The sequence below is a fragment of the Brevibacillus sp. FSL K6-0770 genome, assembly GCF_038000275.1.
Taxonomy (GTDB): Bacteria; Bacillota; Bacilli; order Brevibacillales; family Brevibacillaceae; genus Brevibacillus; species Brevibacillus parabrevis.
Map to the genome: position 1 here is coordinate 3,458,494 of NZ_JBBOBQ010000001.1, position 24,765 is coordinate 3,483,258.

The following is a 24,765-nucleotide window of genomic DNA, read 5'->3' on the forward strand; positions in this document are numbered from 1 at the left end:
GGCCCGCTAGGCCGGACTAGAACAGCGACAGCTGGTTCGATTCCGGCAGTCCTTTCAGAGCGCCTTGTTCCTCCAGATACTCCAAAATCGTCTTGGAGATGCGGGAACGGGACAGCAGGTCTTCCTTCGACAAAAACTCTCCTTGTTCTCTCGCCTCCACGATGCTGATCGCAGCGTTCGTGCCCAAGCCTGGCAAAGCGTTGAACGGAGCAATCAGCGAGTCGCCTTTGATCAGGAAGCGTGTCGCGTCCGATTCATACAGGTCGACGTTGGCAAACCGGAAGCCGCGCTCCACCATCTCCAGCGCCATCTCCAGCACGGTCAACAGCGCTTTCTCTTTCGGCTGCGCGTCGTGGCCCTTGCCTTCGATTTCGTCGATTTTTTGCCGGATGGCAGCGGAGCCTTTGACCATCAACGGGATATCGAAGTCATCTGCCCGCACAGTGAAGTAAGTCGCGTAAAATTCAAGCGGACGATGCACCTTGAAGTAGGCAATCCGCACAGCCATCATCACGTAAGCCGTGGCGTGGGCTTTCGGGAACATGTACTTGATGCGCTGGCAAGACTGGATGTACCAATCCGGTACGTTGTTTTTGCGCATTTCTTCCTGATCCTCTTCCGGCACGCCTTTCCCTTTCCGCACAGACTCCATGATTTTGAATGCGCGGGACGGTTCCAAACCTTTATAGATCAAATAAACCATGATGTCGTCACGACAACCGATAACTTCAGGCAGTTTGCATATGCCGTTGCGGATCAAATCCTGGGCGTTGTTCAACCATACATCCGTACCGTGAGACAACCCGGAAATCTGGACAAGCTCGGCGAATGTCGTCGGCTTCGTATCCTCAAGCATCTGGCGAACGAACTTGGTTCCAAACTCGGGGATTCCAAGCGTTCCCATATTCGTCCCAATCTGCTCCGGTGTCACACCCAATGCTTCTGTCGAGCTGAAAATGGACATCGTCTTCTTGTCGTCGAGCGGGATCGTTTTCGGGTCCATGCCTGTCAAGTCTTGCAGCATGCGAATGACGGTCGGGTCGTCGTGTCCGAGAATATCGAGTTTCAGCAAGTTGTCATGGATCGAGTGGAAGTCGAAATGAGTCGTGCGCCACTCGGATTCATTATCATCTGCCGGGAACTGGATCGGACAAAAATCTTCAATTTCCATGTAGTCAGGAACAACAATAATTCCGCCCGGGTGCTGCCCAGTCGTCCGTTTGACGCCCGTGCATCCGTTCACGATCCGGGATATCTCTGCATTGCGCAAAGTCATGCCCCGCTCATCAGCGTACTTTCTCACATAGCCGTACGCTGTCTTCTCCGCGACAGTACCGATCGTTCCTGCGCGATATACGTAGTCTGCGCCGAAAAGCTCCTGCGTGTATTTATGGGCTCGCGGCTGATAGTCACCCGAGAAGTTCAAGTCAATATCGGGAACTTTGTCTCCCTTGAAGCCAAGGAACGTCTCGAACGGAATGTCCTGTCCGTCTTTTGCAAAGCTGGTTCCGCACTGCGGGCACTCTTTGTCAGGCAAGTCGAAACCGGAAGCGATGGAACCGTCCGTAATAAATTCGCTATGCTTGCAATTCGGGCAGCGATAGTGCGGCGGCAGCGGATTTACCTCGGTAATTTCCGACATCGTCGCCACGAAGGACGACCCGACCGATCCACGCGATCCGACCAAGTAACCATCCTGAAGCGACTTGGTCACCAGACGCTGCGAAATCAAGTAAATAACCCCGAAGCCGTGCGTGATGATACTGTTCAGTTCCTTTTCCAAACGCTTTTCCACCAGCTCCGGCAATGGATCGCCGTAGAGCAGCTTCGCCTTGTTGTAGCACATTTCCCGCAGTTCATCATCTGCTCCCTCGATAATCGGGGTGTACAGCTTGTCTGGAATCGGGCTGACGTCCTCGATCATGTCGGCTATGGCATTGGTGTTCGTCACGACGATTTCTTTGGCCAGCTCTTCGCCGAGGTAGGAAAAGGACTCCAGCATTTCATCTGTCGTGTGCAAATACAAAGGCGGTTGATTCCCTGCTGTCGGATCGCCTTTTGACAACAGGAACACATCGCGGAAAATTTCATCCTGTGGATTGAGAAAATGAACGTCGCCTGTCGCAGCGACCAGCTTGCCCATCTCTTTTCCCATGTCCACGATCATTTTGTGATAGTTTTTCATCGTCTCCAGCGAAGGAATCTCTTCGTTGCGGAGCAGCGGCGAGTAATGAGCGATAGGCTGAATCTCCAGGAAATCGTAAAAAGCAGCGACTTCCTTCAATTCTTCGGGCGACTTCCCGCGCAAAATCGACTGCATCAGCTCTCCGTCTTTGCACGCCGTCCCGATCAGCAAGCCTTCGCGGTATTTGCTCAGCTGGCTGCGCTGGATGCGAGGCCAACGGAAGAACGTCTCCACGTGGGAGCGGCTGACGAGCTTGTACAAGTTTTTGAGACCTTCCTTGTTTTTCACCAAAATCGTGGCATGGAAAGGACGTCCGCTCTTGTAATCGGCTTCTTCGTTGCTTTTTTCGTTCAGCTCGGCGAGCGACTTGATCTGCGCTTCCTTGATATCTTTAAGCATTTGCTGGAAGACGTGTGCGAGTGCGACTGTATCGTCCAACGCCCGGTGAGCGTTGATCAGCTCGACATTAAACTTCTTGGCGAGTGAACCGAGACGGTAGTTGCGCATGCCTTTGTACATCATCCGCGCCAGGGGCAATGTATCCAAAAACGGGTTGTTCCACGGCTCCATCCCGATGCGCTTGGCACACGCGTTAATAAACGCCTTGTCAAACTCGGCGTTATGCGCAACCAGCACGGCATCGCCGGTAAAATCCTTGAACTTGCGAAGCACGACGTCGAGCGTGTCTTGACCGCGCAGCATCTCGTTCGTAATCCCCGTGATCTCCGTCGTCTTTGGCCCGATCTCCAGTTGCGGATCGATCAGCTCTGTCCATTGATCGACAATTTCCGACCCTTTCATTTTTACCGCAGCGATCTCGATAATCGTGTGCTCGGCAGCATTCAGCCCCGTCGTCTCCGTATCGAACACGACGTATTCTGTCGTCTCGTCGATTGGCAAGTTGTTGTCTGCATTCAAGTTGTAGACGATGTCGATGCCATCTTCCACCACGTAGGCTTCCATGCCGAGAATGCACTTGATGTTGTTTTTCTTCGCGATCGAATACGCCTCCGGGAACGCCTGCACAACCCCGTGGTCGGTAATCGCGATCGCCTTATGACCCCATTTGGCCGCTGTGGAAACAAGCGACTTGACGGAAGCTACTGCGTCCAGCGCGCTCATCGGCGTGTGGCAATGCAGCTCCACCCGCTTTTCTTCCGCCTGGTCGCGGCGAATGACCTGCTCGATCTGGTTCAAGTCATTGGCATTCATCACCAGCTCGCGGATAAAGGTGTCATGCTGAACGCTCCCGCGCACCTTGACCCACATGCCGTCTTTGAGTGCTTCCAGCATCTTGACGTCTTCTTTGTCACGCGAAAACATTTTGACCGTCAATGAATCCGTATAGTCTGACACGTTGAACGTCAGCAAGTGACGGCCGCTGCGCAGCTCTTTTACTTCCACGTTGAACACGGCACCCTGAATCACGATTCGGCGCTCTTCCTCCTGAATCTCGCAGATCGGGATCGGAGCGTCTTTGATCTCGTAGCCCATCATCAATGTCGTGATGGCTTCTGTTTTGTCGGAGCCTTTGCTTTCCTGGGCTGCCGCCGTCATGACGACTTCAACCAGTGCCCGCTCTTCTTCATTCCGCTGCTCGACAAAAGCCTGGTACGCTTCATCGCTCTCCTCACCATGAAAGGAAAACCGCATGGAAGTATCCGTCGCTTTTTGGAAAGCGGCAAGCAATTCGTTGTCAGCGCGCTTTCGCTTGGCTACTTCGACTGTCATCTCGGTCGGCAAATACACTTTTACTTCTTGCTGTTCCACCTGTTTTCTCGCGGTACGCAACGTTGCAGCCAAGGAATTGAGCGTCGGCTCCAGTCCCCCGACGAGCAAGTCCCAATACTGCTCCACGACAAAATCAAGCGCAGGCTTCTGCCTGTAGCAAAACCTGGCATCGACTTTCGCCAGATGGGAGAAGGACTGCGTCAATCGCTTCGTGAAAGCTGCATAAGCTTCGACGGGCAAAAGCTTGGGCAATGTAAAATGGAAAACCCACTCTTTGTTTTGTTTGTACAGCTCCAGCTTGTCGATCTGCCCGTCAAGAAAATAGCGGTTGACCCATTCTTCAGGTACTTCCATTTGCTTGAGTAACAGAGAGAAACGCTGTTTTTGCTCTTGTATACGGTCCACGGTATTCCACCCTCCCAAAAACAAGAAAAAGAGGTACTCCCATTGTGACTAGGGGAGTACCCCGTAAAATTCGACAAAATCTTCCTTCAATCCTGCAAGCTACTCGATGCCAAACAGGGCGGCTCCCGTATGATCCACGCGAGCAAGCATCGCTTTCACTTCGGATACGAGGTCTTCCAGCTTCACGTTTACGGTTTCTCCATTTTTGCGGACGCGTACTTCGATCGTGCCTTCCTGCGCCGCTTTGTCCGATACGGTAATGCGCAGCGGCAGTCCGATCAGGTCTGCATCCTTGAACTTCACGCCAGCACGCTCAGGGCGGTCATCGAACAATACTTCCACGCCTGCTTTTTGCAGGGCTTCCGTAACTTGTTCGCTGATTTGGCGCTGCTCCTCTACTTTAACATTGACCGGGATCACATGTACATGGAAAGGCGCGACAGCTACCGGCCAAATAATCCCATTCTCATCGTTGTTTTGCTCGATGACCGCTGCAATCGTCCGCGATACGCCGATACCGTAGCAGCCCATGATCATCGGCTGGCTGCGGCCGTTCTCATCCAGGAAGGTAGCGCCCATAGCCGTAGAGTATTTCGTTCCGAGCTTGAACACGTGTCCAACCTCTACGCCGCGCGCAAACTTGATCGCGCCACCCGTACGCGGGCATTCATCGCCTTCTGTGATGTTGCGCAAATCAGCATAGCGGGAAACGGCAAAATCGCGGCCTGGGACGACGTGCAACAGATGGTAGTCCGTCTCGTTGGCGCCGACGATGCCATCGTGCACGTCCTGCACGAAGTTGTCCGCAACGATTTCCACTTTTTCGGCATCGATACCGACAGGGCCGACAAATCCGGCAGGTACTCCCGTCACGGAAACGATGTCCGCTTCTGTTGCCAATCCAACGAAGGTTGCATCGTACATGTTTTTCAGCTTCACTTCATTCAGCTCATGATCGCCGCGAACGAGCACCATCACCAGCTTGTCGTCTACGCGGTAGATGAGGCTCTTGATGATTTGCTTCGCTTCGACTTGCAAAGCTTGTACGAGTTGATCAATCGTTTTGCTGCCTGGCGTGTGCACTTTTTCTTTTGCTGCCGCTTCTGCAGCTGGTTTTGTTGCTGGCTTGTACACGACTTCTGCTTTTTCCAGGTTGGCGGCAAAGTCGCCTTCTTCGGAATAAGCAATCGTATCTTCCCCGATGTCGCACAGTGCCATGAACTCATACGTGCCTTTTCCGCCGATCGCGCCTGCATCCGCTTCTACTGCACGGAAATTCAGGCCAACGCGGGTGAAAATGTTCGTATAGGCGTCGTACATCGCCTGGAAGTTGCGATCCAGTCCTTCTTGGGTCGTATCAAAGGAATACGCATCCTTCATGATAAACTCGCGGCAACGAATCAAACCGAAGCGCGGACGCACTTCATCGCGGAACTTCGTCTGAATTTGATACAGGTTGATCGGGAGTTTTTTGTAAGAGTTAATCTCGTCACGAACCAGACTGGTAATGACTTCTTCATGCGTCGGTCCGAGCGCAAAGGAGCGGTCGTGGCGATCGCGCAGACGTACGAGTTCCGGCCCGTACACGTCCCAACGGCCTGTCTGATGCCACAGCTCAGCCGGCTGCATCGCTGGCATCAACAGCTCCTGGGCACCTGCGTTGTTCATCTCTTCACGCACAATGGCCTGGATTTTATGCAGGGTCCGAAGCGCCAATGGCAGGTATGTATAAATACCGGAAGCCAGTTGGCGGGCCATACCGGCGCGGAGAAGCAGCTTATGGCTGGCAATCTCCGCATCCGCAGGCACTTCCCGCAAGGTAGGAATCAACATTTGACTTTGCTTCAACACGTGCGTGTCCTCCTTATGCCTCGTCAGCAATCAACAATGATCAGCCTACTTCAGTCGGCTTTTTCTCGTTGACCATTTCGTTAATTTCTTTCATCAACTCTTCGAACAATTCATCTTCTTTCACTTTGCGCACAATTCTACCATTGCGGAAAATCAGACCTTCACCGTTTCCGCCCGCAACGCCGACATCCGCTTCGCGCGCTTCCCCCGGCCCGTTTACAGCACATCCCATGACGGCTACTTTCAACGGCACTTTCAAAGTGGAAATCGCATCCTCGACCTTTGTAGCCAAGCCGATCAGATCGATCGCACAACGGCCGCAAGACGGGCAGGCAATCACGACAGGATCGTTGTTCACGATATCGAGGCTGCGCAAAATCTGCTTGGCAACCTTGATTTCTTCTACCGGATCAGCCGTCAAGGATACGCGGATCGTGTCGCCGATTCCCATCGACAGAACTGTACCGATGCCGACGGAAGACTTGACCGTGCCGGAGAACTGTGTTCCTGCTTCTGTCACCCCAACGTGCAGCGGATAGTTGCGTTTTTGCGCCATCAGCGAATACGTCTGGATCATCGTCGGCACATCGGACGACTTCAAGGAAATGACGATATTGTCGTAGTTCAGGTCTTCCAAAATTTCCACGTGGTCAAGCGCACTTTCAACAATCGCTTCTGGCGAAGGATATCCGTACTTCTCCAGCAGTCGTCTCTCGACCGAACCGGAGTTTACCCCGATGCGGATCGGAACGTTCCGCTCGCGGCAAGCCTCCACAACGCGCTTTGTTCTTTCAATGGACCCGATATTTCCCGGATTGATCCGGATTTTGTCGATGCCGCTTTCCAGCGCTGTCAACGCCAGCCTATAGTCAAAATGGATGTCAGCAACAAGCGGCAGCGGGGAACGCTCCTTGATTTTTTTGATGGCGAGCGCTGCGTCTTGATTGATGACGGCTAGGCGGACAATTTGGCAACCAGCATCGTGAAGTCTTTGAATCTCGGCCAGTGTTTTTTCTACATCACGCGTGTCTGCTGTCGTCATCGATTGAATTACTACGCTTTTTTGGCCACCGATTTGCACGCCTCCCACAAAAACCGGTTTCGTCTCCTCGCGCTTGTACATTTTGCACCATCCTTTAAATTTGTCTGTATTCTACTCATCATGATAGTACGTTATTGGAAGAACAACCGTTGCAGATCGTTCCAGGTTACAACAAGAATCAGCAACATCAAGAAAGCAAAGCCCAGAAAATGAACCATTCCTTCTTTATGCGGATCAACCGGACGTCCACGCAGCGCTTCTACCGCGAGGAAGGCGAGTCTTCCTCCGTCCAGTGCCGGAAGCGGCAACAGATTGAACAGTCCGAGGTTGATGGAGAGCACGGCTGCCCATTTCATCAAAATGGCCATGCCTTGCTGAGCAAACTCTCCGGTCATCTTGAAGATGCCTACTGGCCCGCTCAGATCGTTAAGCCCGACTGAACCCGTAAAGAGCATCCCTAAACTTTTCAAAATCATCGCCGTGAACTCGTAAGTCGAGGACGCGCCGTACTTCAACACTTCTCCCGGGGCGTACGTCAACGGGTTCGTCACCATGATTTTGCCCACGTTATTTTCGTCTTTTCCGACCTTGACCAAAACCGAGTTGCGCTGTCCATTGCGCTCGTACTCAAACTTCATTTCCTTGCCCGGCGACGTACTGATAATCTGGACGATTTCTTTCCAGGAAGCCACAGGCTGTCCCTGAATCGAAATAATTTTGTCTCCTTGCATCAAGCCAGCTTCAGCCGCTGGTCCATTTGCCCTGACTTCGCCCAGATACGGGATGTCTTTCGGCACGCCGTACAGCAGACCGATAGCGATGAACAACAGAAACGCCAGCAAGAAGTTGGCAAAAGGCCCGGCGAAAATCGCCCAGAAGCGCTGCGAGATCGTCTTTCCTTTAAACTGTCTGTTCAATGGCGCGATCTGCACCTCTTGTCCATCCTTGACCAACTGCGCCTGCGGATGAATGGAAAACTGGCGCTCTTCTCCTGCCACATCCACTACGATATGCAAATCGTTTTCCAAGTCAAAACGAACCACTGTCCCCGTGATCGCACGAGGGGAAGCAGTACCCGGTCCGTCCAGCAAAATATGGGTTACCTTTCCTAACGCATCCCGCTCCAAACTTACTTCCATGTGCGGTTTCAACATATCCATTTCGGGGTCTTCGCCCGCCATGCGGACCATACCTCCAATGGGGAGGAGGCGAAGCGTGTATTCCGTTTCTCCCCGCTTCACGCGAAAGATTTTCGGCCCCATTCCCAGCGCAAATTCGCGGCACAGAATCCCGGCTCTTTTAGCCAAGAGAAAGTGCCCCAGCTCATGCACGAAAACGAGCGCACCAAAAACGACGACAATCGCGAGAATTGATTCAACGGAATCCATGTTGGGAAAAGGCAAGTGAACAGCCACCTTTCGTTGGAGTGTCTAGATCCAGTCTCTTAAACGGACGCAAGCGCATGAGCGCGCGCCCACTGATCAGCCGCAAAAATCTCGTCCAGCTCGGGATTATGTACTCCCTCATGGGCCTCACACGTCTGTCTGACAACCTTTTCGATGTCGAGGAACGCAATGGCGCCTTTCAGGAAAAGGTCGACAGCGACTTCATTGGCTGCATTCAGGACAGCGGTATGCGTACCCCCCGCTCTCCCGCATTCATACGCCAATTGTAGCAGAGGATAGCGTTCAAAATCCATGGCAGCAAAATGAAGCGAGCCGATTTTGACCAGATCAAGAGGTTCTGTACTCAAATTTTTTCTGCCGGGATACCCCATGGCGTACTGGATTGGCACCTTCATGTCAGGTGTGCCCAACTGCGCCATAACGGCCCGGTCTTTGTATTCTACCATAGAGTGAACGATACTTTCATAATGCAGCACACAGTCAATGTGCTCGTACGGCATATCAAACAGCCAATGGGCCTCGATTACTTCGAAGCCTTTGTTCATCATGGTAGCCGAATCAATGGTGATTTTTGCGCCCATACTCCAGTTCGGGTGCGCCAGTGCTTGCTCTACCGTCACCTGTTGCAGCTCCTCTCGGCTCAAATGGCGGAACGAGCCTCCGGAAGCAGTCAAGATGATACGGGCTACATCTTCTGCTCTTTCTCCTTGCAGACATTGAAAGACAGCAGAGTGCTCGCTGTCGACAGGGATGATGGAAACCCCTTTTTCTTTCGCCCGCTTCATCACAACGGGACCTGCGCTCACCAGCGTTTCCTTGTTTGCTAGTCCAATCGTCTTGCCCGCTTCGATAGCGGCAAGGGTAGGCGCCACGCCTACGCTGCCGACCACCGCTGTCATGACAAAGCTGGCGGCATCGTGGCAGGCAACCAGTTCAAGCCCCGCTGATCCGAAAACAATCTCGGGTTTATGTCCGCTTCCCAACTGTTCGCGAAGCTGGACAGCCGCTTGCTCGCTCCCCACCGAAACAAGCTCAGGCCGAAACTTTTCGACCTGCTTGGCAAACAGCTCCACATTCGTCCCTGCTGCCATGGCGACGACAGCAAAATCTTCCGGGTGCTGTTCAACCACTTCCAAGGTGCTTGTTCCAATCGAGCCAGTCGAACCCAAGAGCGCTATTTTTTTCACTGATTTCACCCTCTATATCTCTTCTATATGCACCAGGTTTCAGACGATACCTAGTAGATGCAAAACCGGAAAGACAAGCAGAAAACTATCAAAGCGATCCAGCACGCCACCGTGTCCGGGAATGAGCTGTCCTGAATCTTTTACCTGAAAATGACGTTTGAATGCCGATTCTACCAGGTCGCCCATTTGTCCAATGATGCCGGCAACCAGGGCAATCGTTAGTGCCTTGTCAAATGCTATGCTGCCGAAGCAAGCATTGATGACGATCACGATCAGAACGGCCGCTGCCAGCCCGCCAAGCGCGCCCTCGACCGTTTTGTTCGGACTGATCTCGGGCCAGAGCTTTCGCTTTCCGATTGCTTTCCCGACAAAATAGGCCCCCGAATCTGTGGACCAGATCGCAGCAATCACAAGCGCAGTGAGCATCAATCCGTCTGGAAGATTGCGGGCTGCGGCCATGTATGTAAAACCGAAGCCTATGTATAACGCCCCCACCAGTGTAAGGGCGACGTGTTCAATGTGAAACTGATTTTTCCGCAGAACGGAGTAAATCAACAAAAGCAAAAGGACAGGCAGCATCAGATCCGGCATGCTGATGCGAAGCCAGTCAGAAAACGCGAGCGATGGCCACAGCAAACTGGCCATGAGCACGTATCCGAGTATCCCTGCCACATTGAATGGCTGAATGCCAGCCATCCGCATAAATTCAAAATGGCCTATGACGGCCAGTAATAACACCAAAAGTGAGTACCAGGCTCCACCTTGGTAGATAAAAAACAGAAATGCCGCTCCACCAATCAAGCCTGTTATGATTCGTTGCTTCAACTGATTCCACCTCTCGGCTATACCGCCCCGTAGCGACGAGCTCGGCCTTGGTATTCCACAATCGCTTGATAAAAGTGTTCACGGGTAAAATCAGGCCAGAGCACATCCGTAAACCACAATTCTGTGTAAGCCAATTGCCAAAGCATAAAATTACTCAAGCGAATTTCTCCACTGGTGCGGATCAAAAGATCAGGGTCTGGAATATCGCTTGTATACAGATAGCGGGAAATCGCCTCTTCATCCAGGTCTTGTGGATCGAGTTCGCCCGCTTTTACTTTCGAAGCCAATACGGAAACAGCTTTGACGATTTCGTCGCGGCCACCGTAATTCATGGCAAAGCACAATTGAAGCCCTTGATTGTTTTGCGTACGTGCTTCTGCTTCCAAGAGAGCATCTAGTGTATGCGACGGCAGCTCGTCTTTGCTGCCGAGCATGCGGATACGCACGTCCCGTTCGATCAATTCATCCAATTCTGTCGACAAAAATTCCTGCGGAAGCTTCATGAGAAAATCCACTTCGTCCCGCGGTCGCTTCCAGTTTTCAGTAGAAAAAGCGTACATGGTCATGTAGCGCACGCCGATCTCGTCAGCAGCTTTTACGACTTCCTTGACCGTTTTCATGCCTGCTCGATGCCCGGCGACCCGGGGTAAATTGCGCATTTTGGCCCAACGACCGTTGCCGTCCATAATCACCGCAACATGCTGCGGGATTTTCCCGGAACGATCCAACTCGGCTGGTACCGTTTGTTTTTCCTTGCGGCTCCATTTGCGCGCCAGATGTTCTAACATAAAGTGTTCCCCCGTAATGAGAGATATAGACGTGCATCCCCCTCAAATGAGGGGGATCGCCCTAAAATTTATACTTCCAAGATGTCTTTTTCTTTGTCTTTTACGATCTTGTCGACTTCAGCGATGAACTTATCTGTCGTTTTTTGGATCGTTTCTTGATGACGATGGGATTCATCCTCGGAAATGGTCGCAGCCTTTTCCAGCTTTTTGATGTCATCGTTCGCATCACGACGGATGTTGCGGATGGCAACTTTCGCTTCTTCTCCGCCTTTTCCAGCCAGCTTCACCAATTCTTTGCGGCGTTCTTCTGTAAGCGGAGGAATGATCAGGCGAATGATTACCCCGTCGTTGGATGGAGAAATGCCCAAATCGGACTGTTGCAGCGCGCGGTCAATTTCTTTCAGCGCTGTTTTGTCCCAAGGCTGGATGGTCAGCATGCGCGGCTCCGGAACGCTGATGTTAGCCAATTGGCTGATTGGCGTTGGCGAACCGTAGTAGTCAACCATGACGCGGTCCAGCATCGCAGGGTTAGCACGGCCAGCGCGGAGGCTGGACAAGTCTTTTTTCAAAGCGAGGATCGCTTTGCTCATACGATCTTCCATGTCTTTTAGCACTGTTTGTGGCATCGTTTATTCCCCCTTCACTAGAGTACCGATTTTATCGCCCATTACTGCCCGACGAATATTACCTTCTTCGGAAATGTTAAATACGATGAGTGGGATGCTGTTATCCATGCACAAGCTCGATGCGGTCGAATCCATCACTCCCAATCCTTTGTTGAGGACCTCCAGGAATGTCAGCTTATCGTACTTCTCTGCATTTGGGTCCAGGCTTGGGTCAGCGGAGTAGACCCCATCGACCTTGTTTTTCGCCATCAAAATGACCTCTGCTTCGATTTCAGCAGCGCGCAGGGCAGCCGTTGTATCTGTAGAAAAGTAAGGATTACCCGTTCCCGCAGCGAAAATGACCACGCGCATTTTCTCCAGATGGCGAATGGCGCGTCGGCGTATGTATGGCTCGGCTACCTGTCTCATCTCAATCGAGGTTTGAACACGAGTCGGGACGTTCACTTTTTCCAACCCATCCTGCAAGGCGAGTGAGTTCATAATCGTGGCCAACATCCCCATATAGTCGGCAGTAGCCCGATCCATTCCTTTTGAGCTTCCGGAAAGTCCGCGCCAGATGTTACCTCCTCCGACGACTACGGCGACTTGTACTCCCAATTCTACGATTTCCTTGATCTGGTTCGCTACGGAGAGAATCACCTTCGGGTCGATTCCGTACCCGAGGTCTCCCGCCAGTGCTTCCCCACTCAACTTTAACACAACCCGTTTATAGGCAGGAAGTGGCATGTGAAACGGCCTCCATTCATGAATCATTCTCTGTGCGCCTCCTGCATTCCTTCTGCAAGCTGCGGCACACATTGCTTTTTACGTGCAGGAGAGTTTCACATGAAGTGAAACTCTCGCTTTGAAAATAGGGAACACGAAGGTGTTCCCTATACCTTTATTACTGCTTATTCACTTGAGCCATTACTTCAGCTGCGAAGTCTTCTTGTTTCTTCTCGATACCTTCGCCTACTTGGAAGCGAGCGAAGCCTTTCAAGGTAGCTCCTGCTTCTTTCAACAGAGCAGCTACTTTCTTGTCTGGATCTTTTACGAATGGTTGCTCAACCAGTACGTATTCTTCGAAGAATTTGGAGAGGCGGCCTTCCACCATTTTCTCAACGATGTTAGCAGGCTTGCCTTCAGCCAGCGCTTGGTTTTTCAGAACTTCGCGCTCGCGTTCGATCTCGTCTTGGGAAACTTCTTCGCGGTTAGCGAAACGTGGGTTGGACGCTGCTGCGTGCATGCCCAGGTCTTTAGCCAGCGCTTCGTCTTGTGTACCTTCCAAAGTGACCAGAACGCCGATTCGTCCACCCATGTGCAGGTAAGTACCGAATACGCCGCTATCGGATTTCTCGGACAGAGCGAAACGACGGAAGGAGATGTTTTCTCCGATAGTCGCGATTTTTTCGTTGATGACGTGAGCCAAAGACTCGCCAGCACCTTTGAACGGTTGCTCCAGAGCTGCTTCAACGGATGCAGGGCGTTGGGATACAACGTGTTCTGCGATGTCTTTCACGAGTGCTTGGAACTCAGGGTTTTTCGCTACGAAGTCTGTTTCGCAGTTTACTTCTACAACTGCTGCTACGTTACCAGCAACTGCTGTAGCTGTCAAACCTTCTGCTGCGATACGGCCGGATTTTTTCGCCGCTTTCGCGATACCGCGCTCACGGAGCAAGTCAATTGCTTTTTCCATGTCGCCTGCTGTTTCTTCCAGCGCGCGTTTGCAATCCATCATACCTGCGCCTGTACGCTCGCGCAGTTCTTTAACCGCTTGTGCACTAATTGCCATTGAGTGAAACCTCCTTGGAAAGTTACGATCCTAGTATAGGGGAAATGCAAGTCAACTGTTACAAATGCTTGCTAAGAAAAAAAGGGTGGCCGGGGGCTCTGACACCCTCAGTCCACCCTTTTACACACTTGCTTACGCAGTTGTTGTGGCTTGTTGCTCTGTGCCTTGGTTGCCTTCCAGCAGAGCGTCTGCCATTTTTGCAGTGAGCAGTTTAACAGCGCGAATTGCGTCGTCGTTACCTGGGATCACGTAGTCGATCTCATCTGGATCGCAGTTAGTATCTACGATAGCAACGATTGGGATACCCAATTTGCGAGCTTCTGCTACAGCGATGCGCTCTTTACGAGGATCGATGACAAACAGTGCGTCTGGCAATTTATCCATGTGAGCGATACCGCCGAGGAATTTCTCCAGGCGATCCATTTCTTTGCGCAGTACGATAACTTCTTTCTTAGGCAATACTGCGAAAGTGCCATCGTTTTCCATACGTTTCAGCTCAGCAAGGCGAGCAGTACGTTTTTTGATGGTAGTGAAGTTAGTCAAGGTACCACCCAACCAACGTTGGTTGATGAAGTAGTGACCTGTGCGCTCAGCTTCTTCTTTTACGGATTCTTGTGCTTGTTTCTTCGTACCAACGAAGAGCACTTTTCCGCCGTCTTGAGCGAGTTCACGCACGAAGTTGTACGCTTCCTCTACTTTTTTAACGGTTTTTTGCAGGTCGATAATGTAGATTCCGTTACGTTCGGTGAAGATATAGCGAGCCATTTTCGGGTTCCAACGGCGAGTTTGGTGACCGAAGTGTACACCAGCCTCGAGCAATTGTTTCATCGAAATTACTGCCATATTTCACACCTCCTTCAAAAATGGTTTTTGTGATGCCTACCTCCGCCTCACCGCATGTTCCAAGCAATTCTGCCAGTGGCAGCACCGTTGCCGGAATTGGTGGACGTGCGATTTCAACACCGTAAATGAATATATCATATGGGTCTTTCAATTGCAACAAACGAATCCCATTATTTTTGCAAAAAAATACCGCCCTATTTTTTCGGCGGCGTAGTAATCAGCTTGACGATCTCTTCCTCAGAAGCGGGCAGGGAAACCTGATACGTCCCTACGCGAATCCGATTCAGCTTGTCCATCGTACGCAGCTGGTCGACAAAATGATTGTTTGCAGGCAAAATACCTTCCTTGACGAGCGTAGCCGCAACACCCTCTGCCGTCGCCTTGTACGGCACGGTAAAGGAAGCGGTCTTTTTCACGACGGGAGTCTCGACCGCAGGTGCTTGTGGCGTCTCTGTCTGTGCCGGAGCTGCAACAGACTGTACCTTGCTCTCAGCGGCTGACGACGTCTCCTGGACGCTATTCACGCTTGGCGGTGTCCCTTCATTAACTCCAGGAGTTTGGGGCTTGGCAGCCGCAGGTGTCTTCGTCTGCTCGACGTTTGGTGCCGCCGGAGCTTTTGGCGCGTTTGGAGCAGGCTGCACGTTCACTTTCTTTTCTTCCTGCCACTGTTTGTATTCTTCAGGCGTAAGCACGACCATTTGCAGCTCGGTGGCAGCCTGCTTGATTTCAGCCTCGGTTAGCGCAGGACTGGGCGCCCCGCTTTTCGAAGCCATCAGCCCGAGAGCCGAAGCAGCCACGATCAAGCCCGCGCCGAATCCAAATAACAATTCGCGTTTACGCATCGGCAAAACCTCGCTCGTTTCTTTGCGCCAATGAGAAAATCAGGTCGATTTCTCCCCGGCCCGCCCCCAGCCGTTTCGCAATCTCGTCTGGAGTGAGCCCTTCCTTGCTTAGCTCAAAGACGCGCCGATAGCGTTCCCGCAAGGCAAGCATGTCGACTTGCTCCTCTACAGGCTCTGCGCTTTTGACTGGCGGAGCCTCTACAGCAGCGGCGGTTTCGCGAACGACTACTCTTTCATCCAACTGTTGTTCCAGTTGCTCCACGCGCTTTTGCAAAAATTCGATTTCACGAAGCAAATCAGCCCTTGTTTCTTGCCATTCGGCAGAAAGAAGGGCGGTCTCCTGCTTGAACTGCTTGTTCAAGCGTTGCAGGTTTTTTTCAATATCTGCCTTGTCAGTTGATCGTGATGTCTGGATGGCGGCAGTATGATCAGCAGGCGACTTTCTTTGGATGAACAAAGCAAGCAGCATGGTGATGATTCCTGCGCCAATCAGGATGATGTACACTTGATCCATGTTGGCCACCTTTACTTCTGGCTTGTCAATTTCTGTTCCTTTTATAAGGAAATATCAATGAAGCGTCCGCGCATCGGATCTCTCATGGAGACCGAGGAAGGGGCATTTTGGTCTTTTGCTGCGGCATTCTTCTGTCCTGCGGAAGAGCTGTCACCTGACTCATCATGCTCTCGCTGTTGCCCCTGCTCCCTATCGCGAATCTGATTTTTTTGCGTTTCATCAATATCCGTCGCACGATGGCGCATGTGCGCGTCCAGTTCTTTGCGCTGATCGATCATCGATTGCGTTTCATGCATGGACCGTTGCATCTGGTGCTCTTGGATTCGGCCGACTTCCAAGGTGCGTGGCAATGCCACCTGCAATTCCACTGCTTTCAAGCTCATGCAGCCCAGCCCCTTCCTCGCCTCTCGAAATCACATTCGGCTATTAGATGAGTGTTGCTGTACTGATCTCCCCATCGAGAACGATAAATCGCGTACGTGCATACTCGTGTTTGATAAAATGCACAAGCTTGCCGAATGTCATTTTGATCCCGGGGTACATGACGTGGTACGCTTCGACTGCCGCAGGGCCTTCCCCTTTCAGCTCGCTCTCCAAATCTTTTCTGCGCGCTTCCAACTGCTTGCACTCTTTTTCGAGAACAAGCCGCGTGTTGGTCAGCTTGATTTGCATGATTCTTTTCTCGGTGGTAAGCTCCTTGCCTGTTTGCAAAATTTGATTGAGCACACCCAGGCCTTGATCCGTTTTGCGTAAATTTTCATACACATTTTGCAAATCTTTCTGGATGTTCGAAAGTTCCTGACGCAGTTCTGGCTTCACGCCTACTTCCAAGAGTGTAGGTGTAGCACTGGTGTTGCCGAAAACTCTCGCAGCAATTTTCTCTCCCGCTTGCAGGACGCCCCCGATGATAATTCCTTTCGGGCCTTTGCAAATAATTTGCTTCCCTGCACGCACATTGGAAAACATGATGCTTTGAGACACAATCACCTGATTGCCAGCGGTGACGTTCGCGTTTTGAATAAAGGATGTACGAATGTCCTTGCCGGCAACAATCGCTCCTTTATCTTGGGCAACAATGCCACTTTTGATCTCGATAGAGCCCTCCGCGTACAACTCGGCGCCTTCCACGCTTCCCAGTACACGGATGTCACCAGACGCCTTCACCCGAAAACCGTTTAGTACGTTCCCGCGAATGACCACCGTTCCCACAAAATCGATGTTGCCTACACCAAAATCGACATCCCCTTTTACTTCAAAGACGGGAAAAACATTCAGCTTGTCGTGGTCGGTAAAGGAAACCTGTCCATCAATAGCGGCGTAAAGCATCGTGCGCTCCTGATTGTGCACGACATTTTTGCCTGGCTTGAGGTTGATTTCCTTGCCTGCTTTGGGAGCGATGGGCTCTCCGGTAACTGCTGTCCCTGGAGTTCCAGAGCTAGCTGGAGTCTTGCGGGCCAAAAGCTGTCCTTTGGCGACATTCGGAATACTGGTTATGTTGTAATAATCGACGCGGCCGTCTTCCAGCTCTTTCGGCCCTTCATTGTCTGAAACAGTCGCCAAGTACGGGTACTCGATGATGGCGTCTGCGCCTGGGACTGGAGCCACTCCGCGTGCAATGGTAACCTTGGCATTGGCATACTTCGCCGGAAAAGTACATAGCCCCTGCACGACGTCTTCCAAAATGCCAGCCTTCACTTTTTGCTGTTGCAATGCGTTGTAAATATCCGATTCCACGACGACAATGTTGTCGATGTCTTCTTCATCTACGCGCAAAATGATATCTGCTTCTAATTTGTCTGCGGATAACTTGACCTCTAGTCTATAATTCCCGATCCCTTCCATACATTCTACCCCTCTCAAGCTTGGGTAAATTTCTGTTTACAGTAATTGCGACTTCCATCTTGACAATGCGGAACGAAGTCGGAAAAGCGCCTTTGAATGAAGCTGGGAAATGCGTGAAGGCGACAAGCTCATGATCTCAGCAATTTCCGACAGCGTCAGCTCCTCGAAATAAAACAGGGAGACGACGAGTCTTTCTTTTTCAGGAAGCTTGTCAATCACACCGACCAACACTTCTTTCAGGCTGCTGACTTCTGCTACCGATTCCGGGCGAGGAGTCAGCTCGTCCACGATGTAGGAATGTCTTGCGGTTTTTTGCTCGTCCTCTTCCCCTACTGCCTCGTCAATGGAGACCATGCTAGCCAAAGAGGTTTCCAAAAACACCTGCTGCAGATCTTTTTCGCTTATTCCGAGATATTCGGACACTTCCTGATCGGTTGGCATTCGCAGCATCTGCTGTTCCAAAGTGGTGTACGCTTCTTCGATTTTTTTGGCTTTGTCTCGAACGGTGCGAGGAATCCAGTCATTTTCGCGCAGGCCATCAATCATGGCTCCACGAATGCGCCACATGGCATACGTCTCGAATTGCAGTCCCCGCGTATGATCGAATTTGGCCAAAGCATCCAACAGCCCAAATCGTCCGTAGCTAATCAAGTCGTCCTTGTCCACATTCGCTGGCAAATTGATCGCCAGACGATTCGCCACTTTGTCCACCAGCGGCAAAAATTTAGTGATCAGGTCAACTTCCGCCTCGCGACTGCCCTCTTGCTTCCACATGACCCATTTATCGAACTCTTTTGCTTTTTCTTGACTGGTTAGCCGTGCCACGAATAGTCACCAACCTTTACTCATCTGTTAAGCGCCTAACGACCTCTGCAACGGTGGCTGGGTCCTCTGACGGATGGATCGTTTCCAGCTTGGTGAAGGACAGCGGAGAAAATGCTTCTGCTGCCGCTTGCTCTCCCGTTTGACCTGGCGGATTCGCCTCATCCCCGCCATCGGCCAGAGGAGCATTCAACTCCTCTTGGCCGCCTGCTTCTGCAGACTGGGCTGGTGTTTGCGTGACGAGCGCCAGCACAAAGCGAATCGGGAAAGCGGCAAGGAAGAATATCACCAGAGCAATGCCGGCTCGCTCCAAGGAGACCAACCAGACATTACTCGCAAGCGCCGTGCACAATGTAATGACAAAAGCGAGCAACCCCATGCCTGTATTTATCCAAATGGTTCCCAACATTCTTATACTTCCTTCACACCTTGATTTACCGTACGGATTTGAAGAACTCCATTTGTGGCATCCATCTCTATCGTCCGACCGCAGTTTCCCCCTGTATCTTCTGCCACGATTTTAATGTGTGCGTCCTTCAAAGCCTGCTTGCAAGCCTCGACGTTTCTCGGCCCAATCCGCATCGTATCACTGTTTCCCAAGAAAGCGAACATTTGTGCTCCACCCGCGATTTTGGCAACGATGTTTCGGGTTTGCGCCCCTGCCTTTTCCATCAGATTGATCAGATGGGGAATAGCTGTATCTGCGTACTTTCCAATCGTCAGTTCTCCGCTTTTGGCCAGCGAAGACTCTGGAAGCATAACATGTGCCATTCCTGCAATTTTATGGGTCTGGTCGTAGAGGACAACCCCTACGCAAGAACCTAGACCAGTAGTTCGTAATTTACTCGGCGGCTTTGCCACACCGAGGTCGGCCATACCTATCTTAATAATCTCCATCGAACGGAACCCCTAATGAACGAAATAGAATAGGAAGCGATTCAGGATCAGGTATAAGGAAAAAAATTCCCTTTGACTTTCTCGTTGCCTTCAAAAAATGCTGTGTCAATCGTGAGGGCAAAGTCACCCGCTTGACCCAACGCTATCAGTCCGTAGCTAAGAATAGCTCCAGCCATATCCACAGCGAGTGCAGGCACGGAAGGCTGCAAATTAAGCTGTGTAAAATCCGCCAGCGAGGAGAGATAGGAACCTGTCAAAATATTGCCGATCTCGTGAAGCGCAGAAATCTCTAGCTCTTCCCATTCATAGACATCCTTGCTGATTCCCGTAATTTGTTCAAGCAGGTATCTCGCGGAATCCAGATCGAGAATGAAGAACATGTTTCCCGGACAATCGCCTTCCACACGAAAAAATACGGCAAGGACAACTGCTTCGGCTCCGCCGACACAATCTGCCACTTTGTCAAACGGGATGATGTTGACCTGGGGCACTTTCATGTCGATCTCTTTTTGCATCAGCTTGGAGAGCGCCGTTGCAGCATGTCCTGCACCGATATTCCCGATTTCCCGCAGCACGTCAAATTGGAAATCTCCAAACTTTGTGAAATAGGCCATCTTTCTTACCCCTCAATTGAGTCCAGCTGTTTAATTTCCTCTGTGCTCAATACTTTATCGAGATTCAACAAAATCAAAAGCCGCTTGTCCAGTTTTGCTACTCCTCGCAAGTAAGCCGCTTCCACGCCGCCTACAACCTCAGGCGGCGGCTCGATCGCGTTGACCGGAATATCGATAACGTCGTTGGCTGCATCGACGATCAGCCCGACTTCCAGCTCGCCTACCGCTACGATGATGATGCGCGTCGATTCGGAATAGAGGCTTTCTTCCAATCCGAAGCGATTGCGCAGATCGATGATCGGCGTCACCACTCCACGCAGGTTGATTACGCCTTTGACAAATGGAGGCGTGCGTGGAACGCGAGTGATGTGCTCCAATTTTTCGATGGATTTCACCTGGTTGACTTCTACTCCGTACTCTTCATCTTTCAAACGGAACACAATCACTTTGACTTCGCTTACGATTTCTTTTTGATCGAGCATGTGACTGCCCCTCCCTCTACTTAATCAGTGCATTGCAATCAATGATGAGTGCGACCTGTCCGTCACCCAGGATCGTAGCGCCTGAGATCGCGAAGACGTTGACCATGTACTTGCCAAGCGATTTGAGGACGATCTCTTGTTGCCCGATGAAGGAGTCAACGACCAGTCCGGCCATCTTCTCGCCTTTGCGCACAATGACAACCGCCACTTCATCTTCTTTATCCGCTCCGTTGTCCGGCACTTGGAAAATGTCTTGCAACGAAACGAGTGGAACGACACGTCCCCGGAAGTCGATTACTTTTTGACGGTGGGCCATCATGATCTGATCTTTCTTGAACACGGCTGTTTCAATAATAGAGGAAAGCGGCACCGCATATTTCTCGTCTTTGACTTGTACGAGCATGGCGGAAATAATCGAGAGCGTCAGCGGCAACTGAATCAGGAAGGTCGTGCCTTGTCCGCGAACGGATTCAACACCTACGCTTCCGCCAAGCGATTCGATTTTCGATTTGACGACATCCAGACCAACACCGCGGCCAGAAATATCCGAAACCACTTCAGCGGTACTGAAGCCTGCTGCGAACAGCAGTTCATGAATCTGCTTGTCCGACATGCTGTCAGCGTTCGCCGGATTGACGATGCCGCGCTCAAGCGCTTTTTTCAGCACCTTTTCCTTGTTGATGCCTGCGCCGTCGTCTTTGACTTCGATAAAGACGTGGTTGCCGCTGTGGAACGCACGCAGTACGATAGTTCCTTCCTCCGGCTTCCCTGCTTTTTTCCGATCAGCAGGCGATTCGATTCCGTGGTCGAGCGAGTTGCGCAGCAAGTGGTTGAGCGGGTCGCCGATTTCATCGATAACGGTGCGATCCAGCTCGGTTTCCGCCCCGATGATTTCCAGATTCACTTTTTTATGTAGATCTTTTTGCAAATCGCGAATCATACGCGGGAAGCGGTTAAACACTTGCTCGACCGGAACCATGCGCATGGTCAGAATGATGTTTTGCAAATCGCCGCTGATGCGACTCATATGCTCCACAGTCTCTTGCAGCTCGCTTTTTCCGATCTCGCGTGCAAGCTGTTCCAGACGACCACGATCGATGACCAGCTCACTGAACAGGTTCATCAAAATGTCCAGGCGATCAATGTCGACGCGAATTGTTTTTCCGCCAGCCGTCGCTTTCTTCGCAGCAGCTGTCTGGGCGTTGTCTGCCGGCTTTTTCTCTACAGGCGCGGCAACTTCTGTGACTACCGGAGCAGGTGGCGCTTCACTTTTCAATTGAATCGGTTCAATGACAACATCCTGGATTTCCGAAATGTTGAGAATCGTGCTGCGCACTTTTTCGACCGACTGCATGGTGACGTAGGCGATCTCAAAAGATTGCTCGAAACGCTCGTTCTCGATATCCTCTACCGATGGCTTCGTCTTGATCACTTCACCCATGGATTCGAGCTGGTCGAACACCATGTAGGAGCGCGCCGCTTTCAGCAGGCAGTTCTCATTGAGCGTCACCGTGATCCACATCAGGTTGTTGCCCAGCTCCTTGGACTGCTTGAGCACCATCAAAGCGTAATCGTCCAGCTCGTGATCCTCGGCTGGCGTTCCTTCCTCTTCGGCAGCTTCCACTGCTTCTGCCTCGGCTACCGCTGTCGCCGCCGCTACTTCCTGGTCAGCCGTATAGTCGCCAGCCACAATCGCTCTCAGTTTTTTCACCGGAGCGGATACGTCAGCGGAACCATCTCCGCCCTCCGTAATGTCGATTACCATGCTCTCAATCAAATCCACGCTATGAAAGATCACATCCATAATGTCACTGGTAATCGTCAGTTTTTGGTTGCGGATCAGATCGAGCACATTTTCCGCTTCGTGCGTCAGGCTGGCCATGTCTTCAAAACCCATGGTCGCCGACATTCCCTTCAACGTGTGCGCCGAACGAAAAATCTCCTTCACGTGCCCAATGTTTCCCGGATCACTTTCCAGCAGCAACAAGTTGGCGTTGATTGCTTGCAGGTGTTCTTTTGATTCCTCAATAAACATGTCCAAATACTGATTCATATCCATCGGTGATCCACCTCCCAAAATCAGTGCAAGAGCTTGCACAACAGCTCTGGAATTTTTTCTAATGGGGCCACATGATCTGCCAGTCCTGCCTGGATCGCCGCTCGTGGCATCCCGAATACGACACAACTCGACTCGTCTTCGATAATACTGGTAACAGGTCCAAACTCCTTCATTTGCTTCAGACCTTTGGTCCCATCATTTCCCATGCCTGTCATGATAATTGCCCATTTGTCTACATTTGTCAATCGACTCACAGATTCAAAAAGGACATCTACGGAAGGACGATGGCCTCCTCGTGGCTCTTGCTGGTGCAGGAGCGCTTGCAGCTTTCCACTCACCTGCTGTACCTCAAAGTGATATCCGCCCGGTGCAATATAGGCAGTGCCCGGCTCCAGCCATTCCCCGTCGGTTACCTCTGTCACCCGAATCTGGCACAGAGAGTCGAGCCTTTGCGCCAGCGACTTCGTAAACCCGGCCGGCATGTGCTGGACAATCGCGATCGGTGCAGGGAACCCGGCCGGAATTGCCGTCAGCACATTTTGCAGCGCTTTCGGTCCGCCTGTCGATGTTCCCAGTACGACCAACCTTGCTTTCCCGTTGTTTTGGATGCGAGGCAAAGCATTGATCACCGGCTGCGCAGGGCGCAACGGAGCGGGGGCAGGAATTGGACTTTGGCGCGTTGGTTCCGGCGCGGCAGGTCGACTCGGTCTGAGCGTCCTGCGCATGCGGCCTTTTACAGCAGCTGCCGCTTTGACTCTTTCGATCAGCCGATCCGCCACTTTGTGGATATCGAGTGAGATCGGTCCGGAAGGTTTGGTAATAAAGTCAAATGCTCCAAGCTCCAGAGCCTGAATCGTCGCCTCAGCTCCCTCGCGTGTCAGGCTGCTCAGCATGACCACTGGAACCGGACAGTCAACCATGAGCTTTTCCAACGCTTCCAAGCCGTTCATTACCGGCATCTCGATGTCCAGGGTGAGGACATCCGGACTGAGTTGCTTGCATTTCTCCACGCATTCGAGTCCGTTCTTTGCTCGATCAATCACTTCAATTTCAGGATCACCTGATAAAATGTCGCTAATAACTTTACGCATGAATGCAGAATCATCTGTGACCAGAACTCGAATTTTGCTCAATCGAATGTCACTCCCTTCCTACCTATGTGTCTCAACGTATGAAGTGTTTCAGCCTCGCAAGAAAGCCTTTCAGTCCATTTGTTTTCGCATCCTGTCCGGTCGGGCTGTCCAAGTATCGGTCAACCAGGTTCCGAATGCTCTTTGCGGCTTGCGATTGCGGATATGTAAGTAGAAAAGGACGCTGCTGCTTGACAGCTTTTGATACGTGCGGGTCGTCTGAAACATATCCGAGCGACTGGATGTCCATATCCAGAAAACGTTTGGCAACCATCGCAAGCTTGTCCGCTGTCATTCTGCCTTCTCTTTCCGAGGAAGCCCGGTTAATGACCAGACGAATCACAATCGCAGGGTTTCGCGCGTGAAGCATCTTAATGACGGCATAGGCATCCGTAATCGCTGGCGGTTCTGGCGTCGTCACCAGAATGACTTCGTCAGACGAGAGCATGAAGCGCAACGATTCTTTGGAAAAGCCTGCTCCCGTATCAAAGATGATCGTATCCGCATAGCCCTGCAACGGCTCAAGCCTAGTAAACAGGCGATCCAGCTTGGCTTCGTCCAGCTGCATGATCTGGGTGAAGCCCGAACCTCCGGCAATAAATTCCAGTCCGCCTGGCCCATGCTCGATGATCTCCCACACATCCGTGTCCGGCTCAAGCAAGTGAAACAAGTGCTTTTTCGGGGTAATCCCCATCAATACATCGAGGTTGGCAAGCCCGAGATCGACGTCGAACAATACGGCTTTATGGCCCCGTTCGAGCAATCCAAGTCCAAAATTCAAACTGAAATTGGATTTGCCGACCCCGCCTTTTCCACTCGTTACGGTCACCAGCCGCGTCGTTTTTTCTTTCGCACCTGACTGCTGCATGCGCATCCGAAGTTGTTCTGCTTGGTCTCTCATCC

Annotated in this window: 22 protein-coding genes and 1 pseudogene; all 23 read right to left on the minus strand. The window is 51.6% G+C overall.

Features of this window, described 5'->3' with window-relative positions; genetic code table 11:
• Window positions 1–16: 16 nt before the first annotated feature.
• Window positions 17–4,321, minus strand: a complete 4,305-nt coding sequence (locus NST23_RS16130) for a PolC-type DNA polymerase III (protein WP_122965225.1) — start codon at window positions 4,319–4,321, stop codon at window positions 17–19.
• A gap of 99 nt (window positions 4,322–4,420) precedes the next feature.
• A complete protein-coding gene (locus NST23_RS16135) occupies window positions 4,421–6,169 on the minus strand; it encodes a proline--tRNA ligase (RefSeq protein WP_167470345.1) in 1,749 nt (582 codons plus the stop codon).
• A gap of 43 nt (window positions 6,170–6,212) precedes the next feature.
• Complete coding sequence (gene ispG / locus NST23_RS16140; protein ID WP_122965223.1) at window positions 6,213–7,295, minus strand: flavodoxin-dependent (E)-4-hydroxy-3-methylbut-2-enyl-diphosphate synthase; 1,083 nt, start codon at window positions 7,293–7,295, stop codon at window positions 6,213–6,215.
• A gap of 50 nt (window positions 7,296–7,345) precedes the next feature.
• Window positions 7,346–8,617 carry an RIP metalloprotease RseP gene (rseP, locus tag NST23_RS16145; RefSeq protein WP_280648465.1) on the minus strand — a complete coding sequence of 424 codons (1,272 nt, stop codon included), beginning with the start codon at window positions 8,615–8,617 and terminating at the stop codon, window positions 7,346–7,348.
• Window positions 8,618–8,658: 41 nt separating this feature from the next.
• Window positions 8,659–9,807: a 1-deoxy-D-xylulose-5-phosphate reductoisomerase gene (locus tag NST23_RS16150; RefSeq protein ID WP_328146396.1), complete on the minus strand. Its 1,149-nt coding sequence runs from the start codon at window positions 9,805–9,807 to the stop codon at window positions 8,659–8,661.
• A 39-nt stretch (window positions 9,808–9,846) separates the two neighbouring features.
• Window positions 9,847–10,632: a phosphatidate cytidylyltransferase gene (locus NST23_RS16155; protein ID WP_122965222.1), complete on the minus strand. Its 786-nt coding sequence runs from the start codon at window positions 10,630–10,632 to the stop codon at window positions 9,847–9,849.
• 17 nt (window positions 10,633–10,649) lie between these two features.
• Entirely contained in the window at window positions 10,650–11,420 is a 771-nt protein-coding gene (locus NST23_RS16160; protein WP_122965221.1) for an isoprenyl transferase, read from the minus strand.
• 68 nt (window positions 11,421–11,488) lie between these two features.
• Complete coding sequence (gene frr / locus NST23_RS16165) at window positions 11,489–12,046, minus strand: ribosome recycling factor (RefSeq protein ID WP_122965220.1); 558 nt, start codon at window positions 12,044–12,046, stop codon at window positions 11,489–11,491.
• 3 nt (window positions 12,047–12,049) lie between these two features.
• On the minus strand, window positions 12,050–12,772 hold the full coding sequence (gene pyrH / locus NST23_RS16170; RefSeq protein ID WP_063227712.1) for a UMP kinase: 723 nt from the start codon (window positions 12,770–12,772) through the stop codon (window positions 12,050–12,052).
• A 157-nt stretch (window positions 12,773–12,929) separates the two neighbouring features.
• The gene (gene tsf, locus NST23_RS16175; RefSeq protein WP_122965219.1) at window positions 12,930–13,817 is read right to left on the minus strand and encodes a translation elongation factor Ts; all 888 of its coding nucleotides are present in this window, start codon (window positions 13,815–13,817) and stop codon (window positions 12,930–12,932) included.
• A gap of 132 nt (window positions 13,818–13,949) precedes the next feature.
• The gene (gene rpsB / locus NST23_RS16180) at window positions 13,950–14,660 is read right to left on the minus strand and encodes a 30S ribosomal protein S2 (RefSeq protein ID WP_063227604.1); all 711 of its coding nucleotides are present in this window, start codon (window positions 14,658–14,660) and stop codon (window positions 13,950–13,952) included.
• A gap of 194 nt (window positions 14,661–14,854) precedes the next feature.
• Window positions 14,855–15,502 (minus strand): DNA polymerase III subunit gamma/tau, encoded by a 648-nt coding sequence (locus NST23_RS16185; RefSeq protein WP_340964094.1) that lies wholly within the window; start codon window positions 15,500–15,502, stop codon window positions 14,855–14,857.
• Entirely contained in the window at window positions 15,495–16,016 is a 522-nt protein-coding gene (locus tag NST23_RS16190; RefSeq protein ID WP_281868721.1) for a DUF6115 domain-containing protein, read from the minus strand. Before NST23_RS16190 ends, NST23_RS16185 begins: the two co-directional genes overlap by 8 nt.
• A gap of 41 nt (window positions 16,017–16,057) precedes the next feature.
• Window positions 16,058–16,399 (minus strand): hypothetical protein, encoded by a 342-nt coding sequence (locus NST23_RS16195; RefSeq protein ID WP_122965216.1) that lies wholly within the window; start codon window positions 16,397–16,399, stop codon window positions 16,058–16,060.
• Between the two features lie 43 nt (window positions 16,400–16,442).
• Window positions 16,443–17,858 (minus strand): FapA family protein, encoded by a 1,416-nt coding sequence (locus NST23_RS16200; RefSeq protein ID WP_122965215.1) that lies wholly within the window; start codon window positions 17,856–17,858, stop codon window positions 16,443–16,445.
• A gap of 36 nt (window positions 17,859–17,894) precedes the next feature.
• Window positions 17,895–18,683, minus strand: coding sequence for a FliA/WhiG family RNA polymerase sigma factor (locus NST23_RS16205; RefSeq protein WP_063227608.1), 789 nt, complete (start codon window positions 18,681–18,683; stop codon window positions 17,895–17,897).
• A 16-nt stretch (window positions 18,684–18,699) separates the two neighbouring features.
• Window positions 18,700–19,089 carry a hypothetical protein gene (locus tag NST23_RS16210; RefSeq protein ID WP_122965214.1) on the minus strand — a complete coding sequence of 130 codons (390 nt, stop codon included), beginning with the start codon at window positions 19,087–19,089 and terminating at the stop codon, window positions 18,700–18,702.
• Between the two features lie 2 nt (window positions 19,090–19,091).
• Window positions 19,092–19,577: a chemotaxis protein CheD gene (locus tag NST23_RS16215; protein WP_063227610.1), complete on the minus strand. Its 486-nt coding sequence runs from the start codon at window positions 19,575–19,577 to the stop codon at window positions 19,092–19,094.
• Window positions 19,564–20,191: pseudogene (locus NST23_RS16220) on the minus strand (chemotaxis protein CheC). The gene NST23_RS16215 and the pseudogene NST23_RS16220 overlap by 14 nt, the downstream one beginning before the upstream one ends.
• 5 nt (window positions 20,192–20,196) lie before the next feature.
• Window positions 20,197–20,673, minus strand: a complete 477-nt coding sequence (locus tag NST23_RS16225) for a chemotaxis protein CheW (RefSeq protein WP_063227612.1) — start codon at window positions 20,671–20,673, stop codon at window positions 20,197–20,199.
• Between the two features lie 16 nt (window positions 20,674–20,689).
• Window positions 20,690–22,732 carry a chemotaxis protein CheA gene (locus NST23_RS16230; RefSeq protein ID WP_122965212.1) on the minus strand — a complete coding sequence of 681 codons (2,043 nt, stop codon included), beginning with the start codon at window positions 22,730–22,732 and terminating at the stop codon, window positions 20,690–20,692.
• Window positions 22,733–22,752: 20 nt separating this feature from the next.
• Window positions 22,753–23,865: a protein-glutamate methylesterase/protein-glutamine glutaminase gene (locus NST23_RS16235; protein WP_122965211.1), complete on the minus strand. Its 1,113-nt coding sequence runs from the start codon at window positions 23,863–23,865 to the stop codon at window positions 22,753–22,755.
• A gap of 31 nt (window positions 23,866–23,896) precedes the next feature.
• Entirely contained in the window at window positions 23,897–24,763 is an 867-nt protein-coding gene (locus NST23_RS16240; RefSeq protein ID WP_122965210.1) for a MinD/ParA family protein, read from the minus strand.
• Between the last annotated feature and the right edge of the window lie 2 nt (window positions 24,764–24,765).